The 17,487-nt window shown below is 36.7% G+C and carries 15 protein-coding genes and 1 riboswitch; of the genes, 5 read left to right on the top strand and 10 right to left on the bottom strand.

What is annotated here, in order from left to right; genetic code table 11:
* Nucleotides 1–356 precede the first annotated feature (356 nt).
* The 4 genes from tenA to speD all read right to left on the bottom strand — a co-directional run bounded on the left by tenA (nucleotide 357) and on the right by speD (nucleotide 3,171).
* Complete coding sequence (gene tenA, locus ACI6MV_RS08745; protein WP_407269899.1) at nucleotides 357–1,019, bottom strand: thiaminase II; 663 nt, start codon at nucleotides 1,017–1,019, stop codon at nucleotides 357–359.
* Between the two features lie 105 nt (nucleotides 1,020–1,124).
* A riboswitch (TPP riboswitch) is annotated at nucleotides 1,125–1,246 on the bottom strand.
* A 118-nt stretch (nucleotides 1,247–1,364) separates the two neighbouring features.
* Nucleotides 1,365–1,520: a hypothetical protein gene (locus ACI6MV_RS08740; RefSeq protein ID WP_407269898.1), complete on the bottom strand. Its 156-nt coding sequence runs from the start codon at nucleotides 1,518–1,520 to the stop codon at nucleotides 1,365–1,367.
* 236 nt (nucleotides 1,521–1,756) lie between these two features.
* Complete coding sequence (locus ACI6MV_RS08735; RefSeq protein ID WP_407269897.1) at nucleotides 1,757–2,233, bottom strand: hypothetical protein; 477 nt, start codon at nucleotides 2,231–2,233, stop codon at nucleotides 1,757–1,759.
* 128 nt (nucleotides 2,234–2,361) lie between these two features.
* On the bottom strand, nucleotides 2,362–3,171 hold the full coding sequence (gene speD, locus ACI6MV_RS08730; protein ID WP_407269896.1) for an adenosylmethionine decarboxylase: 810 nt from the start codon (nucleotides 3,169–3,171) through the stop codon (nucleotides 2,362–2,364).
* A gap of 158 nt (nucleotides 3,172–3,329) precedes the next feature.
* On the opposite strand from speD, the gene ACI6MV_RS08725 reads away from it, so the two are divergent.
* Entirely contained in the window at nucleotides 3,330–3,584 is a 255-nt protein-coding gene (locus ACI6MV_RS08725; protein WP_407269895.1) for a DNA alkylation repair protein, read from the top strand.
* Nucleotides 3,585–3,625: 41 nt separating this feature from the next.
* On the opposite strand, the gene ACI6MV_RS08720 is transcribed toward ACI6MV_RS08725, so the two are convergent.
* The 3 genes from ACI6MV_RS08720 to ACI6MV_RS08710 form a co-directional block, all read right to left on the bottom strand.
* Complete coding sequence (locus tag ACI6MV_RS08720; RefSeq protein WP_407269894.1) at nucleotides 3,626–4,474, bottom strand: deoxyribonuclease IV; 849 nt, start codon at nucleotides 4,472–4,474, stop codon at nucleotides 3,626–3,628.
* 19 nt (nucleotides 4,475–4,493) lie between these two features.
* The gene (mutM, locus tag ACI6MV_RS08715; protein ID WP_407269893.1) at nucleotides 4,494–5,303 is read right to left on the bottom strand and encodes a bifunctional DNA-formamidopyrimidine glycosylase/DNA-(apurinic or apyrimidinic site) lyase; all 810 of its coding nucleotides are present in this window, start codon (nucleotides 5,301–5,303) and stop codon (nucleotides 4,494–4,496) included.
* Nucleotides 5,304–5,375: 72 nt separating this feature from the next.
* A complete protein-coding gene (locus tag ACI6MV_RS08710; protein ID WP_407269892.1) occupies nucleotides 5,376–6,287 on the bottom strand; it encodes a selenium metabolism-associated LysR family transcriptional regulator in 912 nt (303 codons plus the stop codon).
* A 278-nt stretch (nucleotides 6,288–6,565) separates the two neighbouring features.
* Here ACI6MV_RS08710 and ACI6MV_RS08705 point away from each other — a divergent pair, with 278 nt between their 5' ends.
* The 3 genes from ACI6MV_RS08705 to ACI6MV_RS08695 all read left to right on the top strand — a co-directional run bounded on the left by ACI6MV_RS08705 (nucleotide 6,566) and on the right by ACI6MV_RS08695 (nucleotide 9,291).
* Entirely contained in the window at nucleotides 6,566–7,573 is a 1,008-nt protein-coding gene (locus ACI6MV_RS08705) for a YeiH family protein (protein ID WP_407269891.1), read from the top strand.
* 69 nt (nucleotides 7,574–7,642) lie between these two features.
* Nucleotides 7,643–8,602, top strand: a complete 960-nt coding sequence (locus ACI6MV_RS08700) for a nucleotidyltransferase domain-containing protein (protein WP_407269890.1) — start codon at nucleotides 7,643–7,645, stop codon at nucleotides 8,600–8,602.
* Between the two features lie 68 nt (nucleotides 8,603–8,670).
* On the top strand, nucleotides 8,671–9,291 hold the full coding sequence (locus ACI6MV_RS08695) for an RsiV family protein (RefSeq protein WP_407269889.1): 621 nt from the start codon (nucleotides 8,671–8,673) through the stop codon (nucleotides 9,289–9,291).
* Between the two features lie 394 nt (nucleotides 9,292–9,685).
* Here the strand turns inward: ACI6MV_RS08695 and ACI6MV_RS08690 are convergent, their stop codons facing one another.
* Together ACI6MV_RS08690 and ACI6MV_RS08685 are read right to left on the bottom strand one after the other, a co-directional pair.
* On the bottom strand, nucleotides 9,686–12,778 hold the full coding sequence (locus ACI6MV_RS08690; RefSeq protein WP_407269888.1) for an AAA family ATPase: 3,093 nt from the start codon (nucleotides 12,776–12,778) through the stop codon (nucleotides 9,686–9,688).
* Nucleotides 12,779–12,795: 17 nt separating this feature from the next.
* On the bottom strand, nucleotides 12,796–13,980 hold the full coding sequence (locus ACI6MV_RS08685) for an exonuclease SbcCD subunit D (protein WP_407269887.1): 1,185 nt from the start codon (nucleotides 13,978–13,980) through the stop codon (nucleotides 12,796–12,798).
* Nucleotides 13,981–14,627: 647 nt separating this feature from the next.
* Here ACI6MV_RS08685 and ACI6MV_RS08680 point away from each other — a divergent pair.
* Entirely contained in the window at nucleotides 14,628–15,440 is an 813-nt protein-coding gene (locus tag ACI6MV_RS08680; RefSeq protein WP_407269886.1) for an ATP-grasp domain-containing protein, read from the top strand.
* A gap of 195 nt (nucleotides 15,441–15,635) precedes the next feature.
* On the opposite strand, the gene ACI6MV_RS08675 is transcribed toward ACI6MV_RS08680, so the two are convergent.
* On the bottom strand, nucleotides 15,636–17,378 hold the full coding sequence (locus tag ACI6MV_RS08675) for a glycoside hydrolase family 13 protein (protein WP_407269885.1): 1,743 nt from the start codon (nucleotides 17,376–17,378) through the stop codon (nucleotides 15,636–15,638).
* Between the last annotated feature and the right edge of the window lie 109 nt (nucleotides 17,379–17,487).

Here is a 17,487-nt window from a genome sequence, read left to right as displayed (position 1 = left end):
CCCTAAATTGCACTAGTATAGTTTACCTAACTGTTAGGAAAGAAACAATTTTTATACTTGCTGTTCTGAATACTATGTCTGAGTTGGAGCATATCGTTCCGAATTTTTGTGATAGGAGTGAATGAGTGGAGGTTGGAATTAACAAGATTAAGCGGCCAGAAGCGCACTTTTTGTCCCAAATTACCGTTTTGATAATTTGCCCGTCCTGGAGAGACCCTATCTGCTAAAAACAACCCATTGAATTAAAGTAAAATAATAGTGATTGTTGTCCGCACGCAACGTATCGTAGGTATGTGGAATTACAAAAAAATAACAAAAAGCCAGTATGTACTGACTTTTTTGTTATCCACTCAATATTAAAACGGCCACTTTTCCAAACTATAGCCCATTTCCCAAAAACCATACTCGTACTGACTACTTATAATAAAGTGTTGTTTCATACGATCACGATCTTCATCGGTTACCGTTTCTGCAATTTCATCTAATCTTGCAATCTGTTCTTCCACTAATGTCCTAAACCATTCTCCGCCGTAAGCGGCGATCCATTCTTTATATATCGGTTCTTCGGGTGTATGTTCTTTTAATCGCTCACCAATTTCATAATAAATCCAATAGCAAGGTAAAATCGCAGCAATGATATCACCTAAATGACCATTATAGGCAGCGCGATACAAATGTGAAGTGTAAGCGTAAGCGGTTGGAGTGGCAACAAAGTTCTCTTGCTCCTCCTCCGTGATGCCAAGCAACTCCGAAAATTTTCTATGTAATCCTAGTTCGGCTTCATATGTGCCTTGAGCATGTGCAGCTAATCTGTTCGTTGTATGTAGATCTTTTGCCTTTGCTGCACCTAATGCTTGTACTCTTGCAAAATGGGATAAATAATAAGAATCTTGCATTACATAATGACGAAAACACTCAACCGCTAATGTGCCGTCACCGATTCCTTTTACAAACGGATGGTTAAAGCTTGCTTTCCAAATGTCCTTCGTTTCTTCTCTTAAAAGCTGTGAAAATTTCATTTTATTCATCTCCTTTTTTGTGTTTGTAATCATTTATTGACAAACAAAAACACTTCCTACTGAGATAGAAAGTGGAGACGTAATGAAACAGAGTCAAATAGACAGCTATTCCCTACTCCACTTCCCTACGCTGGTTTGACCAGATCAGGTTCTAAGGGTCTTAAAGTAACACTTTAATCTCAACCTTTAATTGCAATATGCTGCATAAGGCACCCCTAGCGGAAAATAGTACTATTAAATTGTGCTTTGAAGCTTATCATAACATGCGTACAAATGTTGTCAAACGGAACCGATAATAAAAAGCCTCTTGATCAGTATGTCAAAAGGCTCAATCAATTGGAGTGATTATTTATGAAAAGCTAACACTGCAGGTTGCACTTGCTTGTTGTTAGCACGAAATTTTTTCTTGCGCGTGAAGAATCTTTCAAGCTTTTCAACGAACGACAATACAAGAAACGTCAACAAAACAGTTAAGGATACCACGTAAAGTGAAAATAACATCTTTACTATCCCCTTTCTTCCAAAATTTCTTCATATATTAATGAATGCATCTATATAATACCAAATATAGCTAAAAAGTAAAGGTTAAATTAGAAATTCTTTAAAATTCATTTAGTTTCTTTAATAATTATCTATTTGCTCTAATTTTATCTTAATCATAAGAGGGGTGAATTGTTCTTTTTAAAAGAATTAAATCATAAAAAAATGAGCTCTCATCATTATTTGAGCTCAAAAATTTATCCGTCTTTAACTTGTACTTTTGCAACCAATAGTTTAATCAATAGTCCAATGCATAGACCGAGTACTAAGAACAACATTGGTAAGAAAACAGGACCAATCAAATGATCAAATATTTTTATCTTCGCAGAAAAAATTAATCCTACTGTTAAAAAATAAGCGCCAAATACAAAAGGAAGATAACTTAAACTGTTCATCTCTCCCTCAGCATCTCGATAAGCATCCCACATGGCAAACATATATAAACAAGGGTAAAACATCAGCCATTGATAATCAGTTACTTCAATGGCTTTGATTATTTCTCCTGTAAATGAGTATACAATTGCTAAGTTAAAATTGCTCTGCACGTTAACAAGAAATTCTAAAAAGATGAATACTATTCCCTTTAAAAACTGACCGTTTAGTATTTGACCAAAACCTGGTAAAGCAATACTCCACAATAAAGCTTCATGCTTTTTTGGTTTGTATTTTATCATCGTAAAGACCTTTCATCTGTCATTAACAATCAAACATTGATGACTGTTTTTTTATTTAGCTTTATCAAGTTTAGTATCCCACTTAATTGTAAAAAATATTACAGCGTTATCATTTTCCTATGGTAGTTCTAATTATTCATATTTTTCCCATAATAGATCTCGTCCATCTCTTTCGTTAGCCGCTCTGTAATTTGCTGTTGTTCTTCTTCACTTATTTTTTCTTTACTAGATCCGAATAAATATTGATCAAGCTCAAATTTCTTTAGTTTACATTTTGTGTGAAATATATTTTCTTGATAAATGTTGACATCGATCATGTCATAAAGTGCTTTAACCTCTTCAGGTATGTAATTTTGAATCGAGCTAATATCGTGATCAATAAATAATTTATTGCCATTAATATCTCTTGTAAACCCTCTGACACGATAGTCCATCGTCATTACATCCGTCTCAAAGGAATGGATTAAATAGTTCAGTGCTTTTAATGGAGAGATTTCACCACATGTTGACACATCGATGTCAGCTCTGAATGTACTTATTCCTTCATTCGGGTGATATTCGGGATACGTGTGAACAGTTATGTGGCTTTTATCAAGCTGCATTACTACAGAGTCTGGTAACGGTCCTGGTGATTCATCGAATGACTCCGTTGGTACTTCTACTACAGGGCCTTCCGACACTAACACAGTAACACTAGCACCTTGAGGCTCAAAATCTTGCTTGGCAACATTAAGCACATGTGCACCTATAATATCTGAAACGTTCTTTAAAATTTTGGTTAATCGTTCGGCATTATATTGTTCATCAATGTATTCAATATATGCTTCACGTTCCGCTTTTGTATTGGTATAACAAACATCATACATATTAAAACTTAAAGATTTTGTAAGATTATTAAATTCATGTAATTCGATTCGTTGTTCATGTGAAAGTGCCATCTTGTTCTCCCCTTTCCTCATAAATAAAAAGTATATATTGCTTTTAACCTTTTCTTCAAAAAACTAAACATTTCTACAGTTATTATTAACTATTACTACAGAACCATGCACGCATAAAAGAAAACGTACAGGGAAAATTAACTGTGGAGGTGAAACTATTGACTACTCAACCGTATCTTTGCCCTAACTGTAAAACCAATCGATCCCGCTTTAATATAATTGAGCAGGTTGCGAGAGCTGTGAAATTAGATCCACAATCAGGAGATGTAGTGAATGAATATACTAGTGACAATTTAGATCCATTTCACATTGCATACAAGGGGCCTTCTCAAAAGATTCAGTGTGCTGCATGTGGACTAGTTGAAAATGAAATAACTTTTATCAAACACGCAGAGAACCATCAAAGACCCTAACCAAGTACAGCTTTTCCGTGCTTGGTTTTTTACTGATTATTCTAGGGATTTAGTGATGATCTCCAGTGTTGATTTAACATCTCTATTTCGTCCTTATGTGAAATGCCAAATTCATCAGGAGTTTCCAATATAAGAGGAACTTCTTGAACAAATGGTGAAGTCATAATTTCATGCCATTGTGCTTCGTTAATATAACCGTGTTCGAAAATGTTGGCATGTCTGTCCTTACCAGAACCAGTAGGATAACGTGAATTATTCAAATGAATAGCTGCTAAATCATCAAAAAATCCAAGCTCTATTGCTTTTGTTTCTATTTCTGCCCAATTATCGCCATCCCATAGCCCACTAGCATACGCATGACACGTGTCTAAACAAAAACCGATTTTCTCAGGAGAATCACATAATTCTCTAATTTGGACTAATTCTTCTAATGTTGTTCCCATTGCTCCTGGTTTCCCAGCATTATTTTCAAGTAATAACTTACACGCTCCGTCCCAATGTTCAAGTACTTGGTTTAAAGTGTTTATCATGACTTGATAAGCGGCTAGTGGATCGTTTCCTTCTATTGATGATCCGAAATGGACGACTACGCCGATGGAGCCACATGCATCAGAAATAGCTAGGTCATTCAACAAGGAATCAATCACTTGTTGTTGCTTGTCTTTTTGTACAGTTAATTTTGTAGGATAAGGAGAATGGGAAATGGATAGTATATCGTTTTCTTGGCAATAGACCTTACAGGCGTATGCGTCATCCGTATCGAATGATTTTAAAGACAAGCTTCTAGGGTTTTTAGGAAAATACTGGAATGATTTAGCATTTAATTGAGCTGCGTGTTTTGCAGCTCCAAGATAGCCTTCTCGTATACTGACATGACAACCAAATCGCATAATATCCCTACCGTTCTGTTTACTTCTGGCATTCTGCACAAAAAAATGTTTTCCGTGATGATATTTTATCTTTGACAATATGATTACCGCATCTGCTACACGGATTACCTTCCTGGTCATACACTTTACAATGAGCTGTATATCCACCTGTTTTTACATCATTTTTGAATAATGGATTGCTCATGTAACCCCCAAGTTCGATTGCTTCTTGCAACACACTGCGCATTGAGTGATACAGCTGTATTTGCTCCTGTTCATTCATCTCATTCATTTGTCTCGTTGGCAACAGTTTCGCATGCCAACATATTTCATCAGAATAACAATTTCCAATGCCAGAGAGGAATTGTTGATTAAATAGGGTGGTTTTTAGTTTTCCACGTCTCTTAGAGGCTAGTTGAATGAATACTTCTTTTGTGAAGCTAGGCTCTAATGGTTCAGGACCAAGATCATTTAACTCTTCTAGTACTTCTTGTTCAGTAAATAGATGTAAATAACCTAATCTAAGTCCTATGAAATATAGATGATGATCACCAAAGGATAAGCGAATTTGAATCGTTCTGTCAGGTTTGTCCTGTTCTGTACCATAATACATCCAACCACCTAACATAAGATGAAGCAACAACACATTTCCGTTATCGAGATGAAATAACAAGTGTTTCGCTCGTCTTTCTATCTGATCAAGTTTCTGCGTGTTTACTTTTTCTTGAAACAATTCGGTACTAATATTTATAGATTTTTCGCGATTGACTTGGACGTTTGTGATCGTTTTCCCTCGTAGCCGTTCGTTTAATAGGTGCTTATAATTCTCCATTTCCGGTAATTCAGGCATCATTAATTCCTCCAATAAATGTTCCTTCACCCTTTATGATTACCCAAAGTGAATAGTTTATCGGTGAGATGCTTATTGCTTATCTAGTGATAGGCTCGTGTTCGATTTAATCGAATCAATAAAAGCATCCATGGTTGATTTTAAAACCGTTTCACGGTGATAAACAATGTAAAAATACCTGGACAATACTAAGTTTTCAATAGGATAGGTTTGCAACAAGTCGAGTTTTAATTCTTTTTTGATCGCATTTTTAGAAATAATCGATATCCCTAAACCAGCTTCCACAGCTGATTTAACGGCTTCTGTACTGCCTAGCTCAAAGGCGATATGTAATTTATCTATGTTTACTCCAGCTTTACGTAAGTGTTGCATCATTTCAGCACGTGTACCAGATCCTTTTTCCCTCAGAATCAATGGTAGCTGGATCACTTCATCCAAGGATAGGTAGTTTTTATCATGACTGAAATATCCGGGTTTGGCCACTAACATTAGCTCATCCCGTAAGAACGGTTCCAGAACTATATCGGGATCTGTTATGTTAGCTTCTATTAACCCTAAATCTAGAGAGTGGTCCTTGATTCGAGATAATATATGTGTGGTGTTTGAGATATCTACCGTCGTCTGTATAAGTGGAAAAGCTTCTTTAAAACGACCTAATAGCTGTGGTAAGATGTTTTCACCGATAGTCAAACTACACGCTAGCAACAGCTCTCCATACACATGACCAGCCATGCCCCGAATTTCTTTTTCTGCTATTTCACTAAGGCGAATAATATCTTTACCATATCCATATAAAATCGTTCCGGCTTTGGTTAACTGCACTTGTTTAGTCGTTCTCTCCAAAAGAGATGTGTTTAAGTGCTGTTCCAAAGCCTTTATATGTGCGGTTATCGTAGGCTGAGATAAAAATAATATTTTAGCTGCTTCTGAAAAACTTTTTTTATCCGCAACAGTGATGAATGTTTTTAATTTTTCTACGTTCAAGCAAATCCCCTTCTTCCTTTCTTTACTATATCAAAAATAATGCTATTTTCCATTTATAGAGGTGATCGTATTTTAACAAAAGGAGTAAGGAAAATTTGTGCATGTGTCTAGCTCCGAGAGCCAGAAACTACGCGACTTCACGAATCGCTACGTTTCTAAGCGGCGCTCTGCGCTTTTCTTATATAGGAATTCATAATAAATACTATTACAACAACGAATAATTGATACAAGCTTTCCTGTGATAAAGTAATTACATAACAGAATGAAGGTGTAATAAATTGAAAAAAATTAAGTTAAATCATTCACATTTGTTAAGGGGCATACTTTTAACCTTACTACTTGCGCTTATTTCAGGGCAGATTGCGTCGCTTCCTTTTTTTAATATTATGGGGATTATGATCATATCGATATTGTTAGGAATGAGTTGGAAACGTTTGTTCGGTGTCCGTGGCCAAGCCATAGCTGGTATTGATTTTAGTAGTAAAAAATTGTTACGTGTTGGAATCATACTGATGGGTTTAAGATTAAACTTGTCGCAAATAGCAGATGCGGGATTTTCGATGATCTTGATTGACGCTATCGTGATTATTTTTACATTAATTACAATCATATACTTAGGTAAATGGTTCGGTATCGAATCTCATCTCGCAACACTGATTGCCGTTGGAACTGCGGTATGTGGAGCGGCAGCGATTGTGGCAGTTGCTCCTTTAATAAAGGGTAAAAAGGAGTATACCGCTCTAGCAGTTGCGTGTATTGCAATCTTGGGAACAATCGGTGCAATTGGTTACATTTTTATTTATCCATTTTTACCAATCGATAACCAGGCTTATGGTCTACTTGTCGGTTCTACGCTTCACGAATTGGCACACGTGATTGCCGCGTCTGTTCCTGGTGGAAATGTTAGCAGTGAAACAGCTATTCTGGCGAAATTAGGAAGAGTTGCATTGTTGATTCCTGTAGCGATTGTCATGGAATACCTTTTCAATAAAAATAATAATCGTGATGAAACAGAGAAAGCAACGAAAAGAAAGCTTCCTATTCCATGGTTTATTGTAGGTTTTCTCGTTATGAGTTGCATCAATACGCTAGGATTTATACCGGATGCAATCATTAATATTCTACTAATCATAAGTGTGTATTGTTTATCCATGGCAATGGCTGGACTAGGTTTGAGTATTAATTTTAATGATTTTAAAAAGGTTGGCATCAAGCCAATTATTGTTGCCATCTTAGGTTTTATTGCTTTACTAGCGATTAGTCCATTGTTTTTATTACTCATATAAAGTACGTTATATAACAAAACGAGCTGATAGCAGTTCGTTTTGTTATTATTTTTGTCGAGAGGTGACGAGATGAAAAAACCTACTTTATCTTTATTAGAAGAACATACCATTTTACAAGTGATCACTGGCTCACAAGCTTATGGGTTAGCTAGTGAACATTCAGATATAGACCAGAAAGCAATCGTCATCCTTCCTGCTGTCTACATGCTACAGCTTGGAAAAGAGTGGGAAACGGAAACTTTCCATCAACCAGATGTAGAATACCATTCATTGAAGAAAGCAATGAATCTAATGGATGCACAAAACCCGACGATTATAGAAATGTTATTCGTTCCAACACAATATATTGTAAAACAAACTGAAATTGGAGACGCATTACGCCAAGAGCGTCAAGCATTCTTATCACAAAACTGTTATTATACTTTTGGCGGCTATGCCAAAGACCAATTGATGCGCATAAAAAATGGCCTAAATAAAGCAACAAAGAAAGATCATGACATACATTTACGATACACGTTAGAACGAATGCTCGAAGAAATGCCATCTCGGTATCCTGAGTTTGGGAGAGACAACATACATATTAAAGATATTTATCTAGATCACAACGAAAAACAAAATGTCGATGTATCTCTTCATATAAACCAAATGTCGCTGACTCAATTAAATGGTGTAATATCGGAGTTGTCGAATTCAACAAAAAATTATAACAAAGTCAATCACCGCAATAAAAAAGTGGAGGAAAAGCTCACGAAGCATGCGATGCATCTCGTTCGCTTATTAATTATGGGTATTGAAGTGCTGAAAACAGGGAAAATGACTGTGCACCACACAAAGGATAAGGAGTTGTTACTTGCTATTCGTAATGGCGCTTATACTTGGGATCAGTTATTTGAAATGGTCGAGGAACTATTTTTAGAATTGGATCATGCTAAACAAGTTAGTGAATTACCAGCTAAGACGGATAAAGAAAAAATAAACAAGCTTTACTTTGAATGGATAGGCACAAAATATCAAATGGATACAACCTGACAGGAACAATTTATGGTTAATCGGAATAGGTTAAAGAGATCTATTAACAAAAAAAGGAGCCTGTTTTCATGTCCGAATTCCTTCTTCCAGTTCCGTTTCAAACACTAGTCATACACTCTGAGAAAGTGTCCATCTATTACCCGTATGTAATGCTTCCAAATCAACAAATTCAACAGTCTATTAATCAAAAAATATATAGCGTTGTTCACCAATTAATCGCTCATCAACAATCCATACAAACAGGTGAACTACAAGAAATGTTAGGTCACTTTGAAATAAAAACGAATGAGCGTGGTCTCTTAAGTATTTTGTTTAGTAATTATGCCTATTCAGCTCCGATGGCACATGGAATGACGGTTGTACAATCACTCAATTTTAATGTGAAAACCGGTCAAGAATATCAGCTGCAAGATTTGTTCAAACCAAATTCGAATTATATACAAGTTCTTTCTAAGCAAATAGAAAAGCAAATTAAAGAAAGAGATATTCCGTTGTTAGGAAATTTTACAACGATTCGTCCTAATCAAGATTTTTATTTAAGTGATAAATGCCTGGTCATTTATTTTCGTTTGTATGAAATAACCCCTTACTATGTGGGTTTTCCGATGTTTCCGATTTCGGTGTATAGTCTTGAAGATATTATCAATCCAAATGGACCACTGTCTATCTTAAGTATTGCAGTTGTTTAGCATTAAGTTGACATAATTATAATATGGTTTACTAACAAACCGACCACTAGTATTAATAATGGTCGGTTTTTTATTTGCATAGGAAATTACAAAATATACTAAATGTGGATAACATTAAGCATTAGCCACGGCCAGCTCCGAGCGCCAGCGACTAGCGAGACTTCCCTCACCTCATGACACGATAAGTCAACATCGGTTCAGGTTTTATGGAAGGTCGACTAAATGCGGACTTGTCGTCCAACGTCGACATACCCCTTATGCAGGGGCATGTTTCCTTACTCCATCGAAAATATAGAACAATTCTCTTCGTGCGAGGTAAAGTTTCGAAGCCTACTCTGGTCCTACGGTTCAGTCCCAGTCCGTACGTCGCTAACCGGTGCACTGCGCTTTTGTTTTATTGCACAACGAATTTTGTTGTACTATAGCCTTCTTTTGTTTTTTCTACTTGAAGAATAGCTGGAATCGCTGCCTTTAGTTCTTGTACGTGTGAAATTACGCCAATCATGCGCCCAGATTGTTGCAAATCAATTAACGTGTCAATCGCCTTGTTCAAAGATTCTTCATCTAAAGATCCAAATCCTTCATCAATAAACATCGTTTCGATGGATACGCCGCCTTGGTGACTTTGGATAACGTCCGCCATACCTAATGCTAAACAAAGAGAGGTGTTAAATTTTTCTCCTCCAGATAATGTTTTTACATCGCGCGTAACCCCTGTATAGGCATCATATACATCAAGTCCTAATCCACTCTGCTTTCCTCGACTTTCGATACGATCGCTTCGTACTAAGTGAAATTGCCCGTTAGACAGTTGCTTTAATCTTTCGTTAGCCGCCAAAATGATTTGCTCTAAGTACTCAATTTGTAAATAACGCTCGAATGAGATTTTTAAGCTGTTTTGTCCACGAACGGCATCATATAAATCGATGATCTTATTTAACAACTGCTCTTGTTCTTCAACTTGTTGATTCGCTTCAATGATCGATATTTTTAGCTCTAGTGCCTCTTTACGATATTCTTTTGTTTGATTTAATACGTTCAATGCGGATTCATAGGCAGTTCTTAAAGCTTCTATTTCATTTTTATACTCTGTTAAATCAATTCTCTTTTGATCCTTTAACTCTGTTTTTAACTCCGTAATCTGATTTGTAACAAGTGTTAGTGATTGATTGAATTGTTCGATTGAAGTTTTTAGACTTTCACGAACGTTTTCCGTCAATTTTGCCTTTTGGTACACTTCCTCTGATTCAAAGGATGACTTTGTTAGAGCCTGTTTGAATGCCTGTTCTGCTTTTTCAGTTTTCGAGACAGATTCTTGAAGTTGATCTTTTGCATGTTGACTATTAGATGTTGCTTTTGTATATGTGTCTCTTGCATGCTGCAACTGCTTTTGCGCAGATTCCCATGCTTTTTCCATATCTAATTTGAGCTGTTTTGTTTGCGCAATTTGCTGCTCTAATTCTGATAAAGATCGTAATTCTTCAGGTATAACATCAATTTTTTCTTGATAAACTGCTTTCGTTTTTTCATACATGGCATGATTTTCATTATACGCTTGGTTCGTTTTTTGATAATGATCGTCTAGTTGATCAATTGAATTTTCTAGCTTTTCATAATCTGTTTTTAATTGTGTTAGTTGGGTGCGTTGATTATTTAATTCATCTACTTCTTTTTTCAATTGCTTACCTGCTTCTAATAAATCCTTCACAAGGTTATGCGCTTGCTTAGGATCAAGCTGAAAGGCCTCAAGTTCTTCTTGCTTATTGTTAATCTGAGAAGTTAAGGTTTCCTTTTTAGCAGCAATGGTATGAAATTCATTTTCTATTTTATTTAATTCCTGCTTACTAGCTTCAAGTTTATCTTTCGATGGGACCTCTGATGAAACTGTTGCTTTATTTGGATGACTAGCACTACCACATACGGGACATGCTTCCCCGTCATGGAGATGCTCTGCAAGCACACTTGCTTGGCCATTAATCCATGCTTGTTCAATTTTATAATGGCTGTCTTGCACCTTTTTTAATATAATTTGCTTTTGTTGCTGCTCGTTCATCAATGTATTCAAATCATTCGTAATTGTGTTGAAATCATTTATTACCTTGTATTTTTCTCTTGTATCGAAAAGCAGTTTTTGTTTATCGGTAATCTGATTTGTCGCACTTTCGAGTTCTTTTATTTGTGTGTTGAAATGCTTCTTTGCTTCTCTTTTTTCTCTAAGTTGTGCTTCTAAATTTTTTCTTTGATCGTCTAATTGTTTTACTTTTGTTAGTAAACTAGACAACGCTTGTTTTTTATCATTCAAATCACGAACAGTTGGTAAAAAATCGTTATAGCGATCAAGCTTTTTATTAATTGATTCGCGCACGCTTTTTTGATTTTCTTGTTGTTGGTATTGCTCTTCAGCCTTTTGCTCGGAATTTTTTGCTACTTTTTCTGTTTCTAATGCATCTTGCAATGCTTTTTCTTTTACTTTAACAGTATCTCGCCATTCTTTGACATGTTTTTCATGAGCATCAACGAGATTGGCTCGTTCTGCTTGCTCTAATTGTTTTTCCTTTTGTTTGAATTGTGGTACTTGCTCGTTTAATTTGTTATAGCTTGCTTTTTTTTCATCTAAGCTCTGGAATCGTTCATTAACAGCCTTCGCTTTGTGATATTCCGTCTGATTCTGATCATGTTTTTGATAAGCATCCTTATATTTTGTATCATTCGCTGTAATTTGTTGTTCGTAATAATGCACTTCTTCGTCAAGTCCAGCTACGACTTGATTGATATTATAATGTGCTTGCTCCATCACCTGAAACAAAGCAGAATCTTCTCGTTCTGGCAATGTAGCAACGACGCGCTTAACATAACTGTCCCTTTGCTGTAGCTCTTGCTGGAATGATTTCTCGGCTAGTTGTTTCTTTGTTTTTAGTTTTTCGCTAATATACTTGTAAGGCTCGGTTTTAAAAATTCTTCGCAAGATATCTTCTTTGTTTTCTGTTTCAGAGGTTAATAGTTTTCTAAACTCTCCTTGTGGAAGCATAACGATTTGACTAAATTGGTCACGCGTTAAGCCGATAATGATTTCTACTTTTTTGTTGATTTCAGAAACAATCTGGCGGTCGACACAAGGCACTTCTTTTCCGTTTATTTTTTCAAAAAATTCATAGCGTTCTCCTGTAGCGACTTTATTTCCTTGCTTTACATGACCAATTTGACGAAGGATGCGATATTGCCGGTCATGAAGCTCAAATTCTAGCTCTGCAGCTGTATGAACAGTATCATCAGCAAAATCACTACGTAATAACTTGGAATCGTTGCGGTCTTCCCCACTTGCCGAGCCATATAAGGCAAAACAAATACCATCGAATATCGTCGTCTTACCGGCACCAGTATTGCCTGACACTACGAATAATCGATTTGACTTTAATTCATCAAAATTTATTGTTTCTGTATGTTTATATGGACCAAATGCAGTTAGTTTTAGTATTAAAGGTTTCATTTGTTTGTCCTCCCCTCTTATTTGGATGTTGTTTGTTTTGTTGTTTGGACGCGATCATCTTCTAGTAGAAGTTCATCTAATACTTGTTTGAACAGGTTGGACGTATCTTCTGTAACTTCTGATCCTTTTACCTCTTTGTAAAAAGCTTTAAATAAGGAGAAATCATCCATCTTATGGCGTTCGATGTTATGCTTTTCTAGTACATTTCCACTACTACTAATTTGTACCTTTCTTTCTACATGCATGGCATTAGGGTATACTGACCGTACTTTTTCCATTGGGGAAAGTACAGGAGTTTCATCTAACAAACGGACGAACACATAATCCTCATCCGTCTCGTGCTGCAATAAATCATTGATTGTCGTCTCAACCGTAAGCATATCTCTTTTAGGTGATAACAATCGTTTCTCAACATGTGTATGGCCTTCAGTATCAAGCTCTACAATCAAATATCCTTTTTTATGATTTTCTTCTGAAATAGAATATTTTAATGGAGATCCTGCGTATTGAATGTTTTCTTGCATAACATAGTGTGCTTGGTGTAGATGGCCAAGTGCAGTATAGTTAAAATTCGTAAAAAGACGCGCATCTACATGTTCAGCGCCACCGATAGAAAGTGGTCGTTCTGAGTCACTCGTATTTTCTTCTTGTTCTCCAAACGGTGTAACAAAGGCATGTCCGACAAAAACATGGCGATTATCCATGCTAAAGTTGTTTTCGATATTTTCTACTATTTTACGCATCGCATCATGATGATTCTGAATCGTCTCATCATCAAATGCGTGTCGGATCATACTTGGGTCTGCATATGGAACGAGGTGAAAGTAAACATCGCCTGCATCATCCGTTAATTTCACAGGTAGCGTGTCTTTTGTATATTGGCCGACGATATGTAAACCGTTTTTCTTCAATATACTACTGCCAAAATGTAAACGTCCTGGGCTGTCATGATTACCAGCAACCGCGACTACAGGTATTTCTAAATCGAGCACGATTTTCTCTAAAACCTCATTTAGTAAATTAACTGCTTCTGTTGGTGGCACAGCTCGATCATATAAATCTCCGGCAATAATGACTACATCCGGCTGCTCACTTTTGATTGCTTCGATAAATTGCTCCAATATATAGCGTTGGTCTTCTGTCATATAAACACCTTGTACCAATTTCCCTAAGTGCCAGTCCGCTGTGTGGAAAATTTTCATTTTATATCTCCTCTCCCTTTGTCTAATCGACTCTACTTATCTTCTATTATACTAGATTGTGCAAGTTATGCTTTGGAAATTGATGGGCAACTTTGTGTTGCTATCACAAGCTTTATATTAAAAGGCTGATTTCTAATGTTTTTGTTGTTTCGCAAAACAGCTAGTATGAGTCGTAACGTAGTGCTTGTGATTTCCGCTCCAGGCAGTCGCTTTTCGCTAGTTTAAAGTGCTTTTCTTTAAACAGGCACGGCTTCAGCTAACTCAGAAGCATAGTGCGCTTCTCTAGTGGATCTTCAGCTCGCGCTGTCCCGCAGGAGTCGACTGCCTGGAGCTCCAATCACCGACGTAAAGAGCAATCCCGTTAGCAGCGTAGGAAATCCACTTCGACTCGTGCGGGACTAGTGGTGCAAGTGAGACCCCGCAGCGCGAACGCGCGAGGAGGCTCACTAGCACCACTAAGGTGCGCGAAGTGGATTTCCGGAGCGGTGCAAGCACTCTCCAAACTACGACGGATATCATTTCAATTATGAAACTTAAAAAGTAACAAACTTTTACTTGCAGAGCCTATAAAATAAAGATTGACGAACGAGCATGTTCCAACTTATAATTATCTAGTTTAAGACATCTTGCTTAAAGAGGCGATGAAAATGAAAATACTATCATTTAACCCGTTCCGCACGATTGGAATTCCGGGTGTTAAATATATTAAGCCAGATAAAAGCTTTCGTGAGTTAGAAGCAATTCGTGATGCGGATGTTATTTTGTTCCCTGAAAACTGGCAAACTACATTTCTCGTATATGGAATGAAAAAGTCTATCTTTCCTAGTATTGAGACGATCCAGTTAGGTCATAGTAAAATCGAAATGACACGTGCATTATGGACGGTTTGTCCAGAGCATGTGCCATACACAGAGATTTTAGCAAATACAGAATACAATCGTGCAGCAATCTTAGAAACATTTCCGTTTCCATTCGTGGGTAAAGAAGCGAGAAACTCTATGGGGAATGGTGTTTTCTTAATTACAAATGAACAGGAATTCTCAGCATATGCCGATAAAGTAGATGCGCTTTATGTGCAGGAATATCTACCAAATGATGATAAAGACTTGCGTGTTTGTATCGTCGGTGATGAGGTGGTTACTGCGTATTGGCGTGTAGGTTCAGAGGGTGCCTTTTTACACAATGTTGCACAAGGCGGAGATCTTTGTTTTGATTTCATTCCAAGTGAAGCTGTAGAGCTCGTACAAAATGTAGCGAAGCAATTAAATATTAACCATGCCGGGTTTGATGTAATCTTCTCGAATGGAAAAGCATATATACTAGAGTTTAACGTTTTGTTTGGCAATCAAGGAATTCGTGAACAAGGAATTTCCCTTGAACAAAAAATTTATGAGTACTTGTTAACAACTAACAGACCGTATCCAACCGCTCCATTAACACCATTGAGAGGTATCTCATAAGAAAATCGCAGAGCGTCGTCCGAGAACCGTAGCGACTGGAGCGATTTGATGATGACTTATCGTAGTGCGATTCTTGAATTCACCTAGTTTCTGGCGCATGGAGCTAGAAACTTGTACAAATTTATATGATCTCTAATCCAATAATTAAAATAAATCGCCTCATCTCTCCTAAATTAAGAAGAGAGATGAGGCGATTTATTGTTTAATTAACACTACTGCTTCAAAAGCCGGAATTGTTATTCCATCATGAAAAGCATCCTTATTTCCGACTAACATTACTGTATCTTCAGTGTGCCAGTCTTCCAGCTTGATATTTTTTTCTTGATCACTTCGATTGATTAAAACTAATGTCTGTACTGACTGTGTACTTCTTTTAAATCCATATAGATCTTCTAGTATGTGGAACGATTCAAAGTCCCCAGTTTGAAAAACATTATATTTCTTTTTAATTTTTAGTATATTTCTATACCAGTTTAGTAATTGACTATTCTCATTTCCCCATGGGTAAGTTCGACGATTTAAAGGCTCCTCTATCCCGGTTAATCCCGCTTCATCACCATAGTAAATACAAGGGTTGCCTGGAAGTAATAGCTGCCAAATAGAGATAAGTTGGACACGCTTTAATGCTGTGTCATCATCCACGTCTTGATTTACTAATGATAAAATTCGGGGTGTATCATGTGTGCCAACAATATTCATAAGACTATTAAAGTGTTCTGTTGGATAGTTCTCTAACATGCTATTCATTTTCAGATGTACTTCACCGGCATCAATGTGTCCCAGAATAAAGCGTATGATCATGTCTCTTAACAAATAATTTGTTACGGAATCGAGTTCATCACCAAGTAAATATTCCCGGCGTTCACTGTAGCTAATCTTATTAGATGCATCTTCCCATACTTCTCCTATTAACACCGAATCAGGATTATTTGTACGCAGCTGTCGTTTCATTCGTTTTATAAATTGATCCGGCAATTCATCAGCAACGTCCAAACGCCAACCAATAATGCCAAAGCGTTGCCAATAGTTAATGACACTATCCTTAGCATCGATAATGAATGATTGATAAGAAGAATCTAGTTCATTTACATTTGGCATTACATCAATACCCCACCATGATTCATAATCTTCTGGATGCTGATGAAATCGGTACCAGGAAAAGTAAGGAGAATCTTTGGATTGATAAGCACCGATAGAGTCATAACTTCCTTGTTTATTAAAATATTTACTGTCGCTTCCTGTGTGACTGAATACGCCGTCTAAGATAATAGAGATACCGTATTTTTTTGCTTCGTCACAAAGCTTTTGAAATATCTCCTCATTGCCAAACATTTCATCAATCTTATGGTAGTCACCAGTATCATATTTATGATTGCTAGGTGCTTGAAAGACCGGATTAAGGTAAATAATATCAACGCCGAGCTCTGACAAGTAGGCTAATTTTTTAATGACGCCTAATAAATTTCCTCCATAAAAATCCCAACGCAAAATATCTCCATTTTCTCCTCGGATATAGAGAGGATCATTTTCCCAATGTGAATGTATGACGCTATTTTTTTTAGCATGTAATATCTGGTTATCGGTATGACCATTGTAGAAACGGTCAACTAGTATTTGATAAATCACTTTACCTTGGAACCATGCTGGCGGTAAGTACACATCCTGATAGACAGTTATCTGGTATTTTGGTGGCTTTCCCGTTATTTCGATTCCAACTCCGCCATACCCATCTTGATTATTGCCATAATACATACTACCGTCCTGATTATGAATGGCAAAATAATACCAAACAAGGCCAGGATGTGCCGGTGCCATCCAAGTAACATCATAAGTGGAACATTCATCAGTTTCTGAATGAATTGCCATTAATTCTTGTTGCTCATCTTCCCCATCTAGATGCCAACAAAAATAGACAGCTGTGATATTTTCGATGCGCACATCTATGCGAATGGTGATCTCTGTCTTTGTAATTACCGCTCCAAACGGATATCGGTAGTAATTATCATGAGAATTGTGATGAATCTTGATTGCACAACCCCTCCATTCA

It is taken from the genome of Radiobacillus sp. PE A8.2 (assembly GCF_045635475.1).
Taxonomy (GTDB): Bacteria; Bacillota; Bacilli; order Bacillales; family Amphibacillaceae; genus JBJGXI01.
This window is presented reverse-complemented; position numbering and strand designations above follow the sequence as displayed.

Coding starts and splice junctions, on each gene's coding strand:
- ACI6MV_RS08720 (WP_407269894.1), bottom strand. CDS start 4,474: ATGCGATTTGGTTGTCATGTCAGTATACGAGAAGGCTATCTTGGAGCT.
- speD (WP_407269896.1), bottom strand. CDS start 3,171: ATGGCACTTTCACATGAACAACGAATCGAATTACATGAATTTAATAAT.
- ACI6MV_RS08695 (WP_407269889.1), top strand. CDS start 8,671: ATGTCCGAATTCCTTCTTCCAGTTCCGTTTCAAACACTAGTCATACAC.
- tenA (WP_407269899.1), bottom strand. CDS start 1,019: ATGAAATTTTCACAGCTTTTAAGAGAAGAAACGAAGGACATTTGGAAA.
- mutM (WP_407269893.1), bottom strand. CDS start 5,303: ATGCCTGAATTACCGGAAATGGAGAATTATAAGCACCTATTAAACGAA.
- ACI6MV_RS08700 (WP_407269890.1), top strand. CDS start 7,643: ATGAAAAAACCTACTTTATCTTTATTAGAAGAACATACCATTTTACAA.
- ACI6MV_RS08735 (WP_407269897.1), bottom strand. CDS start 2,233: ATGATAAAATACAAACCAAAAAAGCATGAAGCTTTATTGTGGAGTATT.
- ACI6MV_RS08680 (WP_407269886.1), top strand. CDS start 14,628: ATGAAAATACTATCATTTAACCCGTTCCGCACGATTGGAATTCCGGGT.
- ACI6MV_RS08685 (WP_407269887.1), bottom strand. CDS start 13,980: ATGAAAATTTTCCACACAGCGGACTGGCACTTAGGGAAATTGGTACAA.
- ACI6MV_RS08690 (WP_407269888.1), bottom strand. CDS start 12,778: ATGAAACCTTTAATACTAAAACTAACTGCATTTGGTCCATATAAACAT.
- ACI6MV_RS08740 (WP_407269898.1), bottom strand. CDS start 1,520: ATGTTATTTTCACTTTACGTGGTATCCTTAACTGTTTTGTTGACGTTT.